The organism is Curtobacterium sp. MCLR17_043, from assembly GCF_003224215.1.
GTDB classification, from domain to species: Bacteria; Actinomycetota; Actinomycetes; order Actinomycetales; family Microbacteriaceae; genus Curtobacterium; species Curtobacterium flaccumfaciens.
The window spans coordinates 92,581-107,998 of sequence record NZ_QKLH01000002.1 but is presented as its reverse complement, the minus strand read 5'-3'; the positions used below and the strand labels follow the sequence as shown (position 1 = coordinate 107,998).

The following is a 15,418-nucleotide window of genomic DNA, read 5'->3' as shown; positions in this document are numbered from 1 at the left end:
GGAAAGCAGAAGGCCCTGGTTCCGGAGAACCAGGGCCTTCTTCGTACTGTCTCAACACAGTGTCGGGGTGACAGGATTTGAACCTGCGACCTCCTCGTCCCGAACGAGGCGCGCTACCAAGCTGCGCCACACCCCGCGGTGTGATCACTCCGTACCGGAGCAACCAGACAATACTATCCGATGATCGGGGATGCTCACGACCATCCGGCGAACTCCCGGGCGCGTCGGCTCAGGAAGCCCGTGCAGTGAGGGTGACCACGACGGCCTCGGGTCGGCAGGCGAACCGGACGGGCGCGTAGATCGAGGTGCCGAGGCCCGCGGAGACCTCGAGCCACGACCAGTGGTTGCGGTGCTCCCACTTGTGCAACCCGCTGGCGTACCGGCGGGGGAGGTCGCTGTTCGTGACGAGCGCGCCGACCCCGGGGACCGCCACCTGACCGCCGTGGGTGTGCCCGGCGAAGATGATGTCGGCACCCTGGGTCACGAAGGCATCGAGCACGCGACGGTAGGGCGCGTGCGTGACACCGATCGCGACCGGAGCGGGGCCGTCCTCGTCCTCGGACCACGGCACGTCGCTGCGCATCTCGTCGACGTTGGTGGGGAGGAGGTCGAGGCGGTCCCAGTCGCGGTGCGCGTCCGAGGTGCCGAACAGCTCGAACCGGGAGCCGCGGAGTTCGATCGCGTGCGCCTGGTCGTTCAGGTCGAGCCAGCCGAGCGACTCGAAGAACGCCGTCTGCCGATCGATGTCGAGACCGACGGGCTCCGCAGCCTTGTGCATCCGGCTCGGCCCCGAGAAGTACTTGAGCGGGTTGCGCGGGGACGGCCCGAAGAAGTCGTTCGACCCGTAGGCGAAGACACCGGGCACCCCGCGGAACGGCTCGAGCGCGTACTCAACAGCAGCGTTCGCGGTCGCGTGGCCGAGGTTGTCCCCGGTGTTCACGATGAAGTCCGGTTCGACCAGGCTCAGGTCGCGCAGCCACTGCTGCTTGTCGGCCTGCCACGGGGCCATGTGGATGTCGGAGAGGTGCAGGACGGTGACGTCACGGGAACCCGGCGGGAGCACCGGGACGGTCTCCCACCGGATCCCGAAGCGACGACGCTCGACGAGCGAGCCCCACGCTGCCGAAGCAGCTCCGACGGCCGCGCCGGCAGCGAGGACACCGAGTGCGGTGCGACCGCGGGTCACTTGCAGTCCTTGGGCGCCTTGCCGTTCTTGTCGCCGTAGAGCTGGATCGTCACGTTGTCGTTCTTGTTCGCCGTCGCGTTGATCGCCGGCTCGACCGCGGCGACCTTGCAGGTCTTGCCACCGCCGCCCTTGGCGTAGCTGTCGGCGAGGTTGACGCTCGTGAACCCGGCGTCGTTCAGTGCCGAGCGGGCATCCCCGAGGGAGTCGCCGCCGATCTCCGGAACGGTCGCCTGGGTGCCGTCGGACGTGTAGACGGTGACGCTCGAACCCGAGGAAAGGAGCGCACCCGCCGCCGGGGACGTCGAGGTCACGGAACCGGGGTTCCCCGGGCCGGGACGCGCACCGCCGTCGACGTAGGTGAACCCGGCGCCCGAGATGGCCGCGCGGGCTTCGTCCGCGGTCTTGCCCTGCAGGTTCGGGAGCGCCTTGGCATTGCCGCGGAGCGCCGAGCTGTTCGGGTCGGTGAACGGACCGGCGGGGTAGATGGCGTTGACAGGGGTCATTGCCTGCCTCCAGACGTCAGCACGTCCGCCGGCGTAGGTGTTGTTCACGCCGTTGCTGAAGTGGCGAAGGTTGTTGAGCTTGCCGTCGGTGTTGCCCTGCCAGTACGCCGTAGCGACGCGCGAGCTCGACCCGACGAGCCAGATCTGGTTCGCGGTGTCGGTGGTGCCGGTCTTCGCGAACAGCTGCGTACCGTCCGGCGTCTGCGCCCCGCGTGCGGTCCCGCTGTTGATCGTGCCCTTCATCGCGTAGACGGCTGCGTGCGCGACCTCGGGGTCGATCGCCTGCTTGCAGTCCTTCGTCTGTCCGCCGAGCTTCTTGCCGGACGGCGAGGTGATCTGGTCGATCGCGATCGGCTTGCAGTAGATGCCGTTGTTGGCGACGGCAGCGTAGGCCGCGGCCATCGTCATCGGCGCTATGTCGTTGGTGCCGAGGACTGCTGACGGGTTGTACTGCAGCTCGCCGCCGTCGGCACGGTGGACGCCAAGGGACTGCGCAGTGTTCCGAATGTCGCAGAGGTCGAGCTTCTGCGCCATATTGAGGAACGCGAGGTTGACAGATTGTGCTGTCGCTGCGGCCACGGTGTAGTTGCCGGTCTCGCCGGGGCTGTCGTTCTTCGGGGTATAGCCGCCCTCGACCGAGACTGGCTGGCCGCAGGCCGTCCATCCGGTCGCCATGTTCCGCGGCGCGCCACTCACCACCTCGTTGAGACCATGACCGGCCTGCAGCCACGCGAGCAGGGTGAAGAGCTTGTACGTCGAGCCCGTCTGGAATCCGCCGGAGTTGCCGTACTTGTAGTCGACGCTGTAGTTGATGCTCGTCGACGTCGGCGCGGACTTGAGAGACTGGTCGTAGTCCTTGTTCTGCGCCATCGTGATGATGCGTCCCGAACCTGCCTCGATGGAGTTGAGCGTCGCGCCGAGGGCGAGGTTCGTCTCGGCCTTGTTGTCGTACGTGTTGACGAGGCGCTTCTGCTCGGCGTTCAGGTCGATGTTCAGCGACGTCTGAATCTTGTAGCCGCCGTTCCGCCACGCGGTGTCACGTGCCTTCTGCGACGACCCGAGCTGCGACATCTCCTTGACGATCTTGACCGCGTAGTCGCAGAAGAACTGCGAGCCGTCGCCGACCGAGGCGCGGCAGCCCTGCGAGGGCTGCGTCAGATGCACGTAGTCCGCCGGCTTCGACTGGCGAGCCGTTCGGTACTCGGCCTCGGTGAGGTTCTTCTGGTCGTACATCGAACGGAGCACGACGTTGCGTCTGGCGACGTTGGCGTCGTACTTCTTCGGGCTCGACAGGTTGCGCGCCTCGGGGTACTGCACGATCGCGATGAGCGACGCGGCCTCGGCCGGGGTCAGGTCGGTCGCGCTCTTGTTGTAGTAGTGCTGCGCCGCGGCCTGCACGCCGTAGGTCTGGTCGCCGAAGTAGGCGATGTTCAGGTAGGCGGTGAGGATCTCCTTCTTGGAGTACTTCTTCGCCAGCCCGATCGCGAGCTTCATCTCCTCCAGCTTGCGCGGGATGGTCTGCTCGACGGCCTCGTTGTAGGCCTTCTCCTGCTCCTTCTTGGTGGGGAGCTCGAGGGCCTGCTGCATCTTGATGTTGCGGACGAGCTGCATGGTCAGCGTCGACCCACCGCCCGAGTCGCCGAGGCCGCCCGCGATGCTGCCCACACCGGCGCGGATGAGCGACGTCATGTCGACGCCGCCGTGGTCGTAGAAGCGCTTGTCCTCGCCGTCGATCGCCGCGTTCTTCAGCTGATCGCTGATCTGGTCGAACTTCAGCTCCTGGCGGTTCTGGTCGTAGACCGTCGCGAAGTGCACGGACTTGCCGCCCGAGTACGCGTACAGCTCGTTGCGCTGCGGCAGGTCACCGATCTCGATGTACTCCGGCAGGGACTCGAACACACCGATCGTGGACGTCGTGGTGACACCGGCGACGGCGATGGCCGGGGTGACCCCGATCGTGACGAGCAGGCCGGCGAGGGCACTGAACCCGACGAATCCGATGAAGGCGCCGACTGCTGAGACGGGCTTGGTCCGCGATGCAGACGTCTTCTGGGCAGACATAGGATGCAGCCTAAACGACACCCCCGACTGAAAGGCTGGCAAGGAACCGCATGACTCGCTGGGAGTACTTCACCACGCCGCTGATGATCCACAACACCACCGCGATCCTCAACAACTACGGGGACGAGGGCTGGGAGCTGGTCCAGATCGTCACCGGACCCGAGGGCGGTCTCGTCGCCTACCTGAAGCGCCCCAAGGCCGACGCATGAGCGTCTCCGACCGGCTCGCCGAACTCGGCCTGACGATCCCCGCGGTCGCCGCGCCCGTCGCCGCCTACGTGCCCGCCGTCGTGACGGGCCAGTACGTCTACACGGCCGGCCAGCTGCCGTTCGTCGACGGCGGCCTGCCCGTGACCGGCAAGGTCGGCACCGACGTCGACGCCGAGACCGCCGCCGCCCAGGCTCGCGTGGCCGCGCTGAACGCCCTGGCCGCCGTGCAGTCGGTCGCCGGTTCGCTCGACCGCGTGGCCCGAGTCGTCAAGGTCACGGTCTTCGTCGCGTCGGACCCGTCGTTCACCGGCCAGCCCGGTGTCGCGAACGGCGCGTCGACCCTGGTCGGCGAGGTCTTCGGCGACGCCGGCGTCCACGCGCGGAGCGCGGTGGGCGTCGCCGTGCTCCCGCTGGACGCGCCGGTCGAGGTCGAGCTGGTGGTGGAGCTCACCGCCTGACGGCAGCGACCGACGGAACGAACGTGAGCAGGGCCTCCAGTCTGTATCTGACTGGAGGCCCTGCTTCCGTCTGGCGGGACTACATGAGTTCCGCGATGGTCGCCATGATCGTCGGGTCGGCCAGCGTGGTCGTGTCGCCGATGCGGCGGCCCTCGGCCGCGTCGCGGAGGAGTCGCCGCATGATCTTGCCGGAGCGTGTCTTCGGCAGCTCCGGCACGATGACGACCTGGCGCGGCTTCGCGATCGCCCCGATGCGCTTGCCGACCCAGTTGCGGAGCTCTGCCGAGGCCGTCTCGCGGTCGACGTCGGCGGCGGCCTCGGCCGTCAGGATGACGAAGGCGACGACGGCCTGCCCGGTGGTCTCGTCGGCGGCACCGACCACTGCGGCCTCGGCGACGCCCTCGTGGCCGACCAGGGCGGACTCGATCTCGGCCGTCGACAGGCGGTGTCCGGAGACGTTCATGACGTCGTCGACGCGCCCCTGCACCCAGATGTCGCCCTCGCCGTCGAGCCGCGCACCGTCGCCGGCGAAGTAGCGGCCGGGGAACCGCGACCAGTACGTCTCGACGAACCGGTCGGGGTCGTTCCAGATCCCGCGCGCCATCGACGGCCACGGCTCGGTGATGGTGAGGTAGCCGCTCTCGCCGGGTTCGGCACGGTTGCCGTCGTCGTCGACGATCTCGGCGACGATGCCCGGCAGGGGCGTCTGCGCGGCGCCGGGCTTGAGCTTCGTGACGCCGGGCAGCGCGGAGATCATGATGGCGCCGGTCTCGGTCTGCCACCAGGTGTCGACGATCGGCGTGCGGTCGTGGCCGATGACCTGGCGGTACCACTGCCACGCCTCGGGGTTGATCGGTTCGCCGACGCTGCCGAGCAGGCGGAGGGTCTCGAGGCTGCGCGCCTCCGGGATCTCGCGGCCGGCCTTCATCGCTGCGCGGACCGCCGTGGGTGCGGTGTAGAGGACGGTGACACCGTACGCGTCGACGAGGTCCCACCAGCGGCCGGGCTTCGGCTCGTCGGGGGTGCCCTCGTAGAGCACCTGCGTGACGCCGTTGGCGAGCGGGCCGTAGACGACGTAGGAGTGGCCGGTGATCCAGCCGATGTCGGCGGTGCACCAGTAGACGTCCTTCTCCGGGTGCATGTCGAACACGTTCTTGTGCGTGTACGCCGCCTGGGTCAGGTAGCCGCCGGAGGTGTGCACGATGCCCTTCGGCTTCCCGGTCGTGCCCGAGGTGTACAGGATGAACAGCGGGGTCTCGGCGGGGAACGCCTGGGCCTCGTGGGTCGGTGCCGCCTTCGCCAGCTCGTCGTGCCACCAGACGTCGCGGTCGTTCCAGGCGATGTCGTTGCCGCCGCGCTTGACGACCAGGACGTGCTCGACCGTGTCGGTGCCCTCGCCGGTCAGCGCCTCGTCGACTGCGGGCTTGAGCGGTGAGACGGCACCGCGCCGCCACCCGCCGTCCGCGGTGACGACGAGCTTCGCGCCGGCGTCCTCGATGCGGGCGCGGAGGCTCTCCGCGCTGAACCCGCCGAAGACGACCGAGTGCACGGCGCCGATACGGGCGACGGCGAGCATCGTCACGACGGCCTCGGGGATGAGCGGCAGGTACACGACCACCCGGTCGCCCTGGCCGACGCCGAGGTCGGTGAGCATGTTCGCGGCGCGCTGCACCTCGGCGGTCAGCTCGGCGTAGGTGATCCGACGCGTGTCGCCGGGAGCGCCCTCGAAGTGGATCGCCACCCGGTCGCCGTTGCCGGCGCGGACGTGCCGGTCGAGGCAGTTCTCGGCGACGTTGAGCGTGCCGTCGGCGAACCACTTCGCGAACGGGGCGCCCGACCAGTCCAGGGTCTGCGTGAACGGGGTGCGCCAGTCGAGCAGGGAGCGGGACTGCTCGGCCCAGAACGCCTCGCGGTCGGCCGCTGCTGCGTGGTGGAGGTCCTCGCCGGCGACCGCGTCGGCCACGAACTCGGGCGGCGGTGCGAAGGTCGCTCCGTCGTCGCCTCGGGGGTCGGTCTGGGTCGGAGTGGACATCGATGTCCTTTCGCGTCGTTGCGGCCTCTGGTGGCATCCGTCGTGGATGCATGCGTGCGTCCGCCGTGGATGCGTGCGTGCATCCGCGGCGGGTGCGTGCGAGCATCCGTCGCCGGTGCCTGCGTGCATCCGGAGACTACCCCTCGGCCGGGTCGGGGCGCGGCACGCCCGGAGGTCGTGTCCGGGGTTGCCCTGGAGGGCCGATCGTGGGGTACAGTAGATCCCGCTGGACTCGTTTCCGGCGGCATCGAATCGGATTCCCCCCAATCCCTCGATGTCAAGGCGGCACCTGTTCCCCCCAACCGGTGCCGCCTCTTCTGTTTCCCGGGGTCCGACTCGAGCGATGGCGGCTCGTCGGGCTCCGCCGTGTGCCCCGATCCGCGCAGGGACGCCGGTCGCGTGGACAGACCGGTCCATGCTCGTGCATGCATTCTGCATGTTCTTGCGTAGCAGGTGCTACGCACAGTCCGGCCGGGGGAAGCGGGGGTGGTGGGCGACCCCGAGCACGTCGGTGTCGCATCATCGACCGGGGTACGGCTTTCCGTTTCGGGGGACAAACCGGTCCGTTGGTGGGGCACTCCGACGTTGTCCACAGAAGTGGGGACCCTCCCGGCTGAGGGCTGACGTGCTCCCTACCGTCGGCGGCATGCCCCTGCACCGTGCTCCACTGCTTCCCCGCGCGTCGGCGCCGTCCGCGTCGACATCCTCTGCGTTCTCGGCACCGGCACCGGCACCGGCACCGGCGCGGGCGCATGCTCCGTCGGCTCCGTTCCTGCCCGGAGCAGCGCCGCCGGCTCGTCGCCGGGCGTCCGTGGTCGTCGAGTTCGAGGAACTCGCCGCCCTGGTGGCCGATGCCACCGTGACGGACGTCCTGGTGGTCGGTGGCGTGGGGACGTGGGTCGACCGCGGCACCGGCCTCGAAGCCGTCCAGCCGCGACTGACCGAGGCGCGTGCCCGCGAACTCGCGACCCGGCTCGTCGCGCTCGGCGGCCGCCACGTCGACGAGACCACCCCGTGCGCGGACGTCCGGCACGGCGACGGCGTTCGGGTCCACGTCGTCCTCGCCCCGGTGTCCGTCGGGGGCACCGCCGTGTCGATCCGACTGCCACAGGTCCATCGACCCTCTCTCGCCACCCTCGAACGCGGCGGGACCTTCGCGTTCGTCCCGCGGTCGGTCGTCGAGGACGCCGTCGCTGCACGCCGGAACGTCCTGGTCACCGGCGCGACCGGCAGCGGCAAGACCACCCTGCTCGCGGCGATGCTCGGGAACGTGCCCGTCGACGAGCGCATCGTGACGGTGGAGGACGTCGCCGAGCTCCGGATCGCCCATCCGCACGTCGTCGCGCTCGAGGCGCGGCAGGCGAACGCCGAGGGGGTCGGCGCGCTCGGCCTCGACCGGCTCGTGCGTGAGGCGCTGCGGATGCGCCCCGACCGGATCGTCGTGGGGGAGTGCCGCGGCGCCGAGGTCCGCGAACTCCTCTCCGCCCTGAACACCGGGCACGACGGGGGAGCCGGCACCGTGCACGCCAACGGCATCGCCGACGTGGCCGCGCGCCTCGAAGCGCTCGGGGCACTCGCCGGCCTCGGTGCCGAGGCGCTCGCCCGGCAGGCCGTCAGCGCCTTCGACCTGGTCCTGCACGTGGAGCGACGCGCAGGCCAGCGACGGCTCGGTGGTGTGGGCACGTTGTGCGTCGGCCCGGACGGGAGGCTCGAGGTGCGCCCGGTGGACGGGCTGCGGTGAGACGACCCACACCCGACGGCCCGGCGCGGGTGGCCGGGGTGCTCGACCGGGTGGCGACGCTGGTCTCGGCAGGCGTCCCGCCGCCGCGGGCCTGGCGGCTCGTCGGCGGGCTGCCCGGGATCGGAGGACCCGCCCAGCAGGACATCGTCGTCGTCCTCCGCGTGGCGGACCGGACGGGAGCGCCCGTCGCGGAGACCCTCCGCGGGCTCGCCGGCGCGCTCCGGCGCGCCGCTGCATCGGACCGGGCGATCCGGGTCGCCCTGGCGGGACCGCGGACGAGCGCCCGGGTCGTGCTCGCGCTGCCGCTCTTCGGGTTGGGGCTCGGTGCTGCCTGGGGTGCCGGTGCCGTCGAGGTCCTGGTCGGTTCACCGGCCGGTTGGGCGTGCTCGTGCACCGCGGCGGCCCTCGTGCTGGCCGGGCGACGGTGGACCGCCCGGCTGGTCCGTTCCGCGACCCCCGACGGCCGAGTCCCCGGGGTGCTCCTCGACGCCTGGGCCGTGGCGGTCGCCGGAGGCGGGTCGTGGACCACCGCCGGGCAGGCAGTCGCCGAGGCGTCCGCAGGAGCCGCCCCGCCCGCCGGGGACGTGCACCGGCTGCGGGAGGTCCTCGACCTCTCCCGGCGTGCGGGGGTGCCCGCCGCGGGGTTGCTCCGCCGCGCCGCCGAGGACGTGCGTGACGAGGCCGCTGCCGACGGGCTCGTGGCGGCGGAACGACTGGCCGTCCGACTGGTGCTGCCGCTCGGGGTCTGCGTCCTGCCGGCGTTCGTGCTCGTGGGGGTGGTGCCCGTGGTGGTCGGGGTCCTCTCCTCCACGGTGGGCGGGGCGGCGTGACCTGTCCACAGATGGCGCCGAGGCCGCTTCGTCGACACCCCAGCCAGGACACGCTGGTCCCACCGAACAGAAAGGACGGACTCCATGAGCACCACGTCATCCCCCGACCGCCGCACCCGTCGGGCCATCTGCCACCACCGTCGCCCGCGTCGCCCCGTCGCCCGGTGGTCGTCGCGGCTGCGGGACGACCGGGGATCGGCCACCGCCGAGTACGCGGTCGTCATCCTCGCCGCCGTGGCCTTCGCCGGTGTGCTCGTCGCGGTCATGCGCTCCGGCGAGGTCCAGACCATCCTCACCGACCTCGTCCGTGGCGCGCTCTCGCTGTGAGCGCGGCGCGGTGACCGTCGAGTTCGCGGTCGCGCTCCCCGTGGTGGCGATCGTGCTGACCGCCCTCGTCGCGGCCGTCCTCGTCGTCGACGCGCAGGGCCGTCTGCAACTCGCCGCAGCCACCGCCGCCCGGGCGATCGGGCGCGACGACGAGCGCCTGGGCCGGTCCGCGGCCGACCGGCTCGCCCCGGGGGCGGCGGTCGTCGTCCGGTCGGACGGTGACCTGGTCTGCGTCGACGCCACGCGCGGCGGGACCGGTCCCTTCGCGGCGCTCCCACTGACCGCGACGGCGTGCGCCGCGGCCCGAGGGGGCTGACGTGACGATCCCCGACGGCCAACGCGGCTCGGCGACCGTGCTGCTCGTGGCGGTCCTCGGCGTTGGGGTCCTCGTCGGGTCCACGGCGCTCGCCGCCGCCGGCCACCGCACGCAGGCCCTCCGCGCCCAGGGCGCCGCCGACGCCGCCGCCGTGGGCACCGCGGCGGCCGCCACCGGGCTGGTACCGGGGGAGCCGTGTGCGGTCGCGACCCGGATCGCCACGGCGAACGGGGCCGCCCTCGACGCCTGCGAACTCGTCGCCACCACGGCCCGCGTCCGCGTGGTCGTGGGCACCGGACCGTTCGTCGTCGGCGCACTCGCGGTGGCCGGTCCGGCAGGCGACCCGCCCGAACACTATGTGTATGGTGTGCCTGTCGGCCCGCGGTCACCGATGTCCCGGTCGACCCGGACACGCTCGTGGCCAGGGCCGATCAGCACCATCGATCAAGGAGACACGTGCCAGGCACGAAGAAGCTCGTGATCGTCGAGAGCCCTGCGAAGGCGAAGACGATCGCGCAATACCTCGGTGACGGATACGAAGTCCAGGCCTCGGTCGGACACATCCGCGACCTCGTCGAGCCGAAGAACCTGCCGCCCGAGCTCAAGAAGGGCTCCCTCGGCAAGTTCTCGGTGGACGTCGACAACGGCTTCGAGCCGTACTACGTCGTGTCCGACGCCAAGAAGAAGACCGTCTCCGAGCTGAAACGCGCCCTCAAGGACGCCGACGAGCTCTACCTCGCAACAGATGAAGACCGCGAGGGTGAAGCGATCGCGTGGCACCTGCTGCAGGTCCTGAAGCCGAAGGTCCCCGTCAAGCGGATGGTCTTCCACGAGATCACGAAGGAGGCGATCCAGCGCGCGCAGGAAGCCACCCGTGAGCTCGACACCGCCCTCGTCGACGCGCAGGAGACCCGCCGCATCCTCGACCGGCTGTACGGGTACGAGGTCTCCCCGGTCCTGTGGCGCAAGGTCGCCCCCGGTCTGTCCGCCGGCCGTGTGCAGTCCGCCGCCACCCGGCTCGTCGTCGACCGCGAGCGCGAGCGCCTGGCCTTCGTGTCCGCCAACTACTGGGACCTCTCCGCCCGGTTCGAGAAGGCCGGCGAGTCCTCCTTCTCGGCGCGACTCGCCCGGATCCACGGCACCCGCGTCGCCTCCGGCCGTGACTTCGACGACCGCGGCACGCTCAGCGGTGACGTCGTCCGGCTCGACGAGGCCGCTGCCGCGTCGCTGACGACGGTCCTCGAGCGCGCCGGTGACGCCACCGTCCGCAGCGTCGACTCGAAGCCGTACACGCGACGCCCCGCCGCGCCGTTCACCACGTCGACGCTCCAGCAGGAAGCCGCGCGCAAGCTCCGTCTGTCCCCGCGACAGACCGCTCGTGCTGCGCAGACCCTGTACGAGAACGGCTACATCACCTACATCCGTACCGACTCGGTCTCGCTCTCGAAGCAAGCCATCGACGCCGCTCGCAAGCAGGCAGCCGACCTGTACGGCTCGGCCACCGTGCCCGACAAGCCCCGCCTCTACGCGAGCAAGAGCAAGAACGCGCAAGAGGCGCACGAGGCGATCCGTCCCGCCGGTGACTCCTTCCGCACCCCGCAGGACCTGCAGGGCACCCTCACCGGTGTCGAGTGGCGCCTCTACGACCTCATCTGGAAGCGCACCATCGCGTCCCAGATGGCGGACGCCAAGGGTTCGACCGCGTCGATCGTGCTCGGCATCTCCTCCACCGAGTCGGTCGAGGGCATCGCCTCGACCGCGAACGGCACGGATGCCGAGTTCACCGCATCCGGCACCGTCATCACGTTCCGCGGCTTCCTCAGCGCCTACGAAGAAGGCCGTGACGAGGACCGCCACGAGTCGTCCGAGCGTGCGGGCCAGGACGTCGCCCTGCCGAACGTGGCCCAGGGCGAACACCTCGCGGTCACCGACGTCGAGGCGAAGGGGCACGACACCACCCCGCCGCCGCGCTTCACCGAGGCGAGCCTCATCAAGACGCTGGAAGAGCTGGGGATCGGGCGTCCGTCGACCTACCCCACGATCAGCCCGACGATCATCGACCGCGGCTACGTCTCGCTCCGCGGCACGCAGCTGGTGCCGAACTGGATCGCGTTCAGCGTCGTGCGCCTGCTCGAGGAGTACTTCGGCGAGCTCGTGGAGTACGACTTCACCGCCGAGATGGAAGAAGACCTCGACCGCATCGCCCGCGGCGACGCCGACCGGGTGGACTGGCTCAAGGGCTTCTACTTCGGTGGCGGCGACGACGACCAGCGCGGCCTGCGGACGGTCATCGACAACCTCGGTGAGATCGACGCCCGCGAGATCAACTCGGTCGAGCTCGCTCCGGGCCTCACACTCCGGATCGGTCGGTACGGCCCCTACATCGAGGTGCCGAGCGACGACCCCGAGAAGCCGCGGCGCGTCAACGTGCCCGAGGACCTCGCTCCCGACGAACTGACCGTCGAGAAGGCGAAGGAACTCGTCGACGCACCGGTGATCGGCGACCGTGTCGTCGGGATCAACCCGGAGACCGGAAAAGAGGTCCTGGCGAAGGACGGCCGCTTCGGCCCCTACGTCACGGAGCGCACCCCGGAGCCCGAACCCACCGTGGACCCGAAGACCGGCGAGGTCGTCGAAGCGCCCGCAGCGGCAGAGGCCCCCGTGGCCGACGCGGCTGCTGCGACCGCGACGAGCGAGACGGCATCGGCGACGGCGACGGCGAAGAAGGCCCCCGCCAAGAAGGCGCCTGCGAAGAAGACGACGAAGAAGGCCGCGGCGCCGAAGGAACGCACCGCTTCGCTCTTCAAGTCGATGGACCCGCAGACCGTCGACCTCGAGACCGCGCTGAAGCTCCTCGACCTGCCCCGCGTCGTCGGCCAGGACCCGGAGACGGGCAACGACATCACGGCGCAGAACGGCAGGTACGGGCCGTACCTGAAGAAGGGGACCGACACCCGGACCCTGCCCGGCGAGGACGCGATCTTCGACATCGACCTGCCCGGTGCACTCGAGCTGTTCGCGCAGCCGAAGTACGGCGGCAACCGCACCGCGAGCGCCGCGCTCAAGGAGTTCGACGCCGACCCGGTGTCCGGCAAGCCGATCAAGATGAAGGACGGCCGGTTCGGCCCGTACGTCACCGACGGCGAGACGAACGCGACCATCCCGAAGGGCGAGGACGTCGAGGCCGTCGACCACGCCCGCGCGGTCCAGCTCATCGCCGACAAGCGTGCCAAGGGGCCGGTCAAGAAGAAGACCCCGGCTCGTCGGACGGCGGCCAAGAAGAAGTGACCGGTCGCTTCATCACGCTCGAGGGCGGCGACGGCGCGGGCAAGACGACCCAGGCGGAGCTGCTCTCGGCGTGGCTCGGTGTGCACGGTCGGACCGTGGTCCGCACCCGCGAGCCCGGCGGCACCGACCTCGGCGTCCAGATCCGGCAGATGGTCCTGCACGAGCGGGGCCACGTCGCACCCCGGGCCGAGGCGCTGCTGTACGCGGCCGACCGAGCCCAGCACGTCGAGACGGTCGTCCGTCCGGCGCTCGCTCGCGGCGAGGTCGTCCTGCAGGACCGCTACATCGACTCGTCCGTCGCCTACCAGGGCGTCGCGCGCGGCCTCGGCGTCGAGCAGGTCCGGTCCGTCTCGGAGTGGGCAGCGGACGGTCTGGCACCGGACCTCACGATCCTGCTCGACCTCGACGTCACCGTCGGACGCGCCCGGGTGGCCGCGGCGCGGGGCGACACCTTCGACCGTCTCGAGTCCGAGGCTGCGGCGTTCCACGAGTCCGTCCGTCAGGCCTTCCTCGCGATGGCCGAGGCCGAGCCGGTGCGCTTCCTGGTGGTCGACGCCTCGGCCCCGACCGACACCGTGCAGGACGCGGTCCGTCGAGCGGTGGCCCCGCTCGTCGGGATCGACCCGGCATGACGGTGGTCACTGACAGGATGGTCCCGTGAGCGTGTGGGACGGCCTGACCGGGCAGGAAGAAGCGGTCGCGTCGCTGCGCAACGCGGCCGAGTCCACCGACGGCACCGGCGGCATGACGCACTCGTGGCTCATCACCGGCCCGCCCGGGTCGGGACGGTCGAACGTGGCGACCGCCTTCGCGGCGGCGCTCGTGGGCAACGGCCCCGACGACGACCACACCCTGCGGCAGATCACCGCGAAGACCCACCCCGACGTCTCGGTGCTCACGACCCAGCGTGTGATCATCACGATCGACGAGATCCGGCAGCTCGTCACCTCGTCGTACTACTCGCCGTCGGTCGGCCGCTACCGCGTCGTCATCATCGAGGACGCCGACCGCATGACCGAGCGCACCTCGAACCTGCTGCTCAAGGCGCTCGAGGAACCCCCGGAGCGCACGGTGTGGATCCTCTGCGCCCCGAGTGAGGCCGACCTGCTGCCGACGATCCGGTCCCGCGTCCGCTCGGTCCGCCTGCGCGTGCCCGGCATCGAGTCCGTCGCCGACCTGCTCGTCGCCCGCACCGGTGTCGACCGTGCCCTCGCGATGGATGCTGCTCGTCAGGCGCAGAGCCACATCGGCATGGCGCAGCGTCTCGCCACGAGCGAGCCGGCCCGTGACCGTCGCCGCCGGACCCTGACGACCGTGCTCGGTGTACGGAGCGTGGGCGATGCCGTCATGGCGGCCGCCGAACTCCTCGCCGTCGCCGACGAGGACGCCAAGTCCATCACCGAGCAGCGCGACTCCGAAGAGCGCGACGCAGCCCTGCGCTCGCTCGGGGTCGAACCCGGCGGGACGATCCCGCCGGCGCTCCGGTCGCAGCTCCGCGCCCTCGAGGACGACCAGAAGCGCCGGGCGACCCGGAGCCTGCGCGACGGCCTCGACCGCATCCTGGTCGACGTCTCGTCCCTGTACCGCGACCTCCTCCTGCTGGGGCTCGGAGCCCCGGCGGAACCGGTCAACCTGGCCATGCAGGACCAGCTCGAACACGCGCTGCCGACGACACCGCCGGCTGCCGCGCTCGAGGTCCTCGACGCCGTGGCCCTGGCGCGCCAGCGCATCGCGGCGAACGTGGCGGCACTCCTGGCGCTCGAAGCACTGCTCGTCACGATCGCCCGCGCCCGCCGCTGAGGCCCGGCGTGCGACAATCACGGCATGCCCGACGCTGAACCCGGCCTGCGCGAACGGAAGCGCCGCGCCACCCGGCGCGCCATCCAGCAGGCTGCGCTCCGGATCGCCATCGAGGACGGCCTCGGCGCGGTGACGGTGGACGAGATCTCCCGGCGGGCCGACGTCTCGCCCCGGACGTTCTTCAACTACTTCCCGAGCAAGGAGCAGGCGATCCTCGGGGACGACCCGCAGCTGCCCGACGACGCGGCGTTGCAGGCGTTCGTCGACGGTGGTCCGAGCGGTGACCTGCTCGCCGACATCGGCACGCTGCTCGTGCACTCCACGCGGGAACTGATCGAGGAGCGCGGGCTCATCGAGGAGCGGCAGCAGGTCCTCCGCGCGAACCCGGAGCTGTTCAGCCGTCGCATGGCGTCCATGAAGGAGTTCCAGGCGGAGCTGCAGACGGCCGTCGCGCGCCGGCTCGAACACGCCGACCCGGAGCTCGCCGCCGACGCCGAGGCACTCCGCCGTCGCGCGGGTCTCGCGGCCATCGTCGCCCTCGCAGCCCTGCGCCACGCGTGGTGGGAGTGGTCGGGTTCCGAGGCCGGAACACACCTGGTCGACGAGCTCGAACGGTCCTTCTCCGAGCTCGGCGTGCTGGTTTCGCGTTCACTCGTCTGAACCTGTA

The 15,418-nt window shown here is 70.8% G+C and carries 14 protein-coding genes and 1 tRNA gene; 11 read left to right on the top strand and 4 right to left on the bottom strand.

What is annotated here, in order from left to right:
* Positions 1-62: 62 nt before the first annotated feature.
* The 3 genes from DEJ03_RS02345 to DEJ03_RS02335 all read right to left on the bottom strand — a co-directional run bounded on the left by DEJ03_RS02345 (position 63) and on the right by DEJ03_RS02335 (position 3,750).
* Positions 63-136, bottom strand: a tRNA-Pro gene (locus DEJ03_RS02345).
* A 93-nt stretch (positions 137-229) separates the two neighbouring features.
* The gene (locus tag DEJ03_RS02340; RefSeq protein WP_071405008.1) at positions 230-1,186 is read right to left on the bottom strand and encodes a metallophosphoesterase; all 957 of its coding nucleotides are present in this window, start codon (positions 1,184-1,186) and stop codon (positions 230-232) included.
* Positions 1,183-3,750: a transglycosylase domain-containing protein gene (locus tag DEJ03_RS02335; RefSeq protein WP_110863368.1), complete on the bottom strand. Its 2,568-nt coding sequence runs from the start codon at positions 3,748-3,750 to the stop codon at positions 1,183-1,185. The genes DEJ03_RS02340 and DEJ03_RS02335 overlap by 4 nt, the downstream gene beginning before the upstream one ends.
* Positions 3,751-3,800: 50 nt before the next feature.
* Here DEJ03_RS02335 and DEJ03_RS02330 point away from each other — a divergent pair, with 50 nt between their 5' ends.
* A complete protein-coding gene (locus tag DEJ03_RS02330) occupies positions 3,801-3,959 on the top strand; it encodes a DUF4177 domain-containing protein (protein ID WP_017888699.1) in 159 nt (52 codons plus the stop codon).
* The gene (locus tag DEJ03_RS02325) at positions 3,956-4,417 is read left to right on the top strand and encodes a RidA family protein (RefSeq protein ID WP_110863367.1); all 462 of its coding nucleotides are present in this window, start codon (positions 3,956-3,958) and stop codon (positions 4,415-4,417) included. The genes DEJ03_RS02330 and DEJ03_RS02325 overlap by 4 nt, the downstream gene beginning before the upstream one ends.
* Positions 4,418-4,496: 79 nt before the next feature.
* Here the strand turns inward: DEJ03_RS02325 and acs are convergent, their stop codons facing one another.
* Positions 4,497-6,449: an acetate--CoA ligase gene (gene acs / locus DEJ03_RS02320; protein ID WP_110863366.1), complete on the bottom strand. Its 1,953-nt coding sequence runs from the start codon at positions 6,447-6,449 to the stop codon at positions 4,497-4,499.
* A gap of 811 nt (positions 6,450-7,260) precedes the next feature.
* Here acs and DEJ03_RS02315 point away from each other — a divergent pair.
* The 9 genes from DEJ03_RS02315 (at position 7,261) to DEJ03_RS02275 (ending at position 15,411) form a co-directional block, all read left to right on the top strand.
* Complete coding sequence (locus DEJ03_RS02315; protein ID WP_110863365.1) at positions 7,261-8,190, top strand: CpaF family protein; 930 nt, start codon at positions 7,261-7,263, stop codon at positions 8,188-8,190.
* Positions 8,187-9,020 carry a type II secretion system F family protein gene (locus DEJ03_RS02310; RefSeq protein WP_181422575.1) on the top strand — a complete coding sequence of 278 codons (834 nt, stop codon included), beginning with the start codon at positions 8,187-8,189 and terminating at the stop codon, positions 9,018-9,020. Before DEJ03_RS02315 ends, DEJ03_RS02310 begins: the two co-directional genes overlap by 4 nt.
* Positions 9,021-9,104: 84 nt before the next feature.
* Positions 9,105-9,347, top strand: coding sequence for a DUF4244 domain-containing protein (locus DEJ03_RS02305; protein WP_110863363.1), 243 nt, complete (start codon positions 9,105-9,107; stop codon positions 9,345-9,347).
* A gap of 10 nt (positions 9,348-9,357) precedes the next feature.
* Complete coding sequence (locus tag DEJ03_RS02300; RefSeq protein WP_181422574.1) at positions 9,358-9,663, top strand: TadE family type IV pilus minor pilin; 306 nt, start codon at positions 9,358-9,360, stop codon at positions 9,661-9,663.
* Between the two features lies 1 nt (position 9,664).
* On the top strand, positions 9,665-10,144 hold the full coding sequence (locus DEJ03_RS02295; RefSeq protein ID WP_110863361.1) for a hypothetical protein: 480 nt from the start codon (positions 9,665-9,667) through the stop codon (positions 10,142-10,144).
* Entirely contained in the window at positions 10,120-12,951 is a 2,832-nt protein-coding gene (gene topA, locus DEJ03_RS02290; RefSeq protein WP_071405000.1) for a type I DNA topoisomerase, read from the top strand. Before DEJ03_RS02295 ends, topA begins: the two co-directional genes overlap by 25 nt.
* Positions 12,948-13,583 carry a dTMP kinase gene (gene tmk / locus DEJ03_RS02285; protein ID WP_110863360.1) on the top strand — a complete coding sequence of 212 codons (636 nt, stop codon included), beginning with the start codon at positions 12,948-12,950 and terminating at the stop codon, positions 13,581-13,583. The genes topA and tmk overlap by 4 nt, the downstream gene beginning before the upstream one ends.
* A gap of 25 nt (positions 13,584-13,608) precedes the next feature.
* Positions 13,609-14,751 (top strand): DNA polymerase III subunit delta', encoded by a 1,143-nt coding sequence (locus DEJ03_RS02280; protein WP_071404998.1) that lies wholly within the window; start codon positions 13,609-13,611, stop codon positions 14,749-14,751.
* 24 nt (positions 14,752-14,775) lie between these two features.
* The gene (locus tag DEJ03_RS02275; protein ID WP_110863359.1) at positions 14,776-15,411 is read left to right on the top strand and encodes a TetR/AcrR family transcriptional regulator; all 636 of its coding nucleotides are present in this window, start codon (positions 14,776-14,778) and stop codon (positions 15,409-15,411) included.
* Positions 15,412-15,418: the final 7 nt, after the last annotated feature.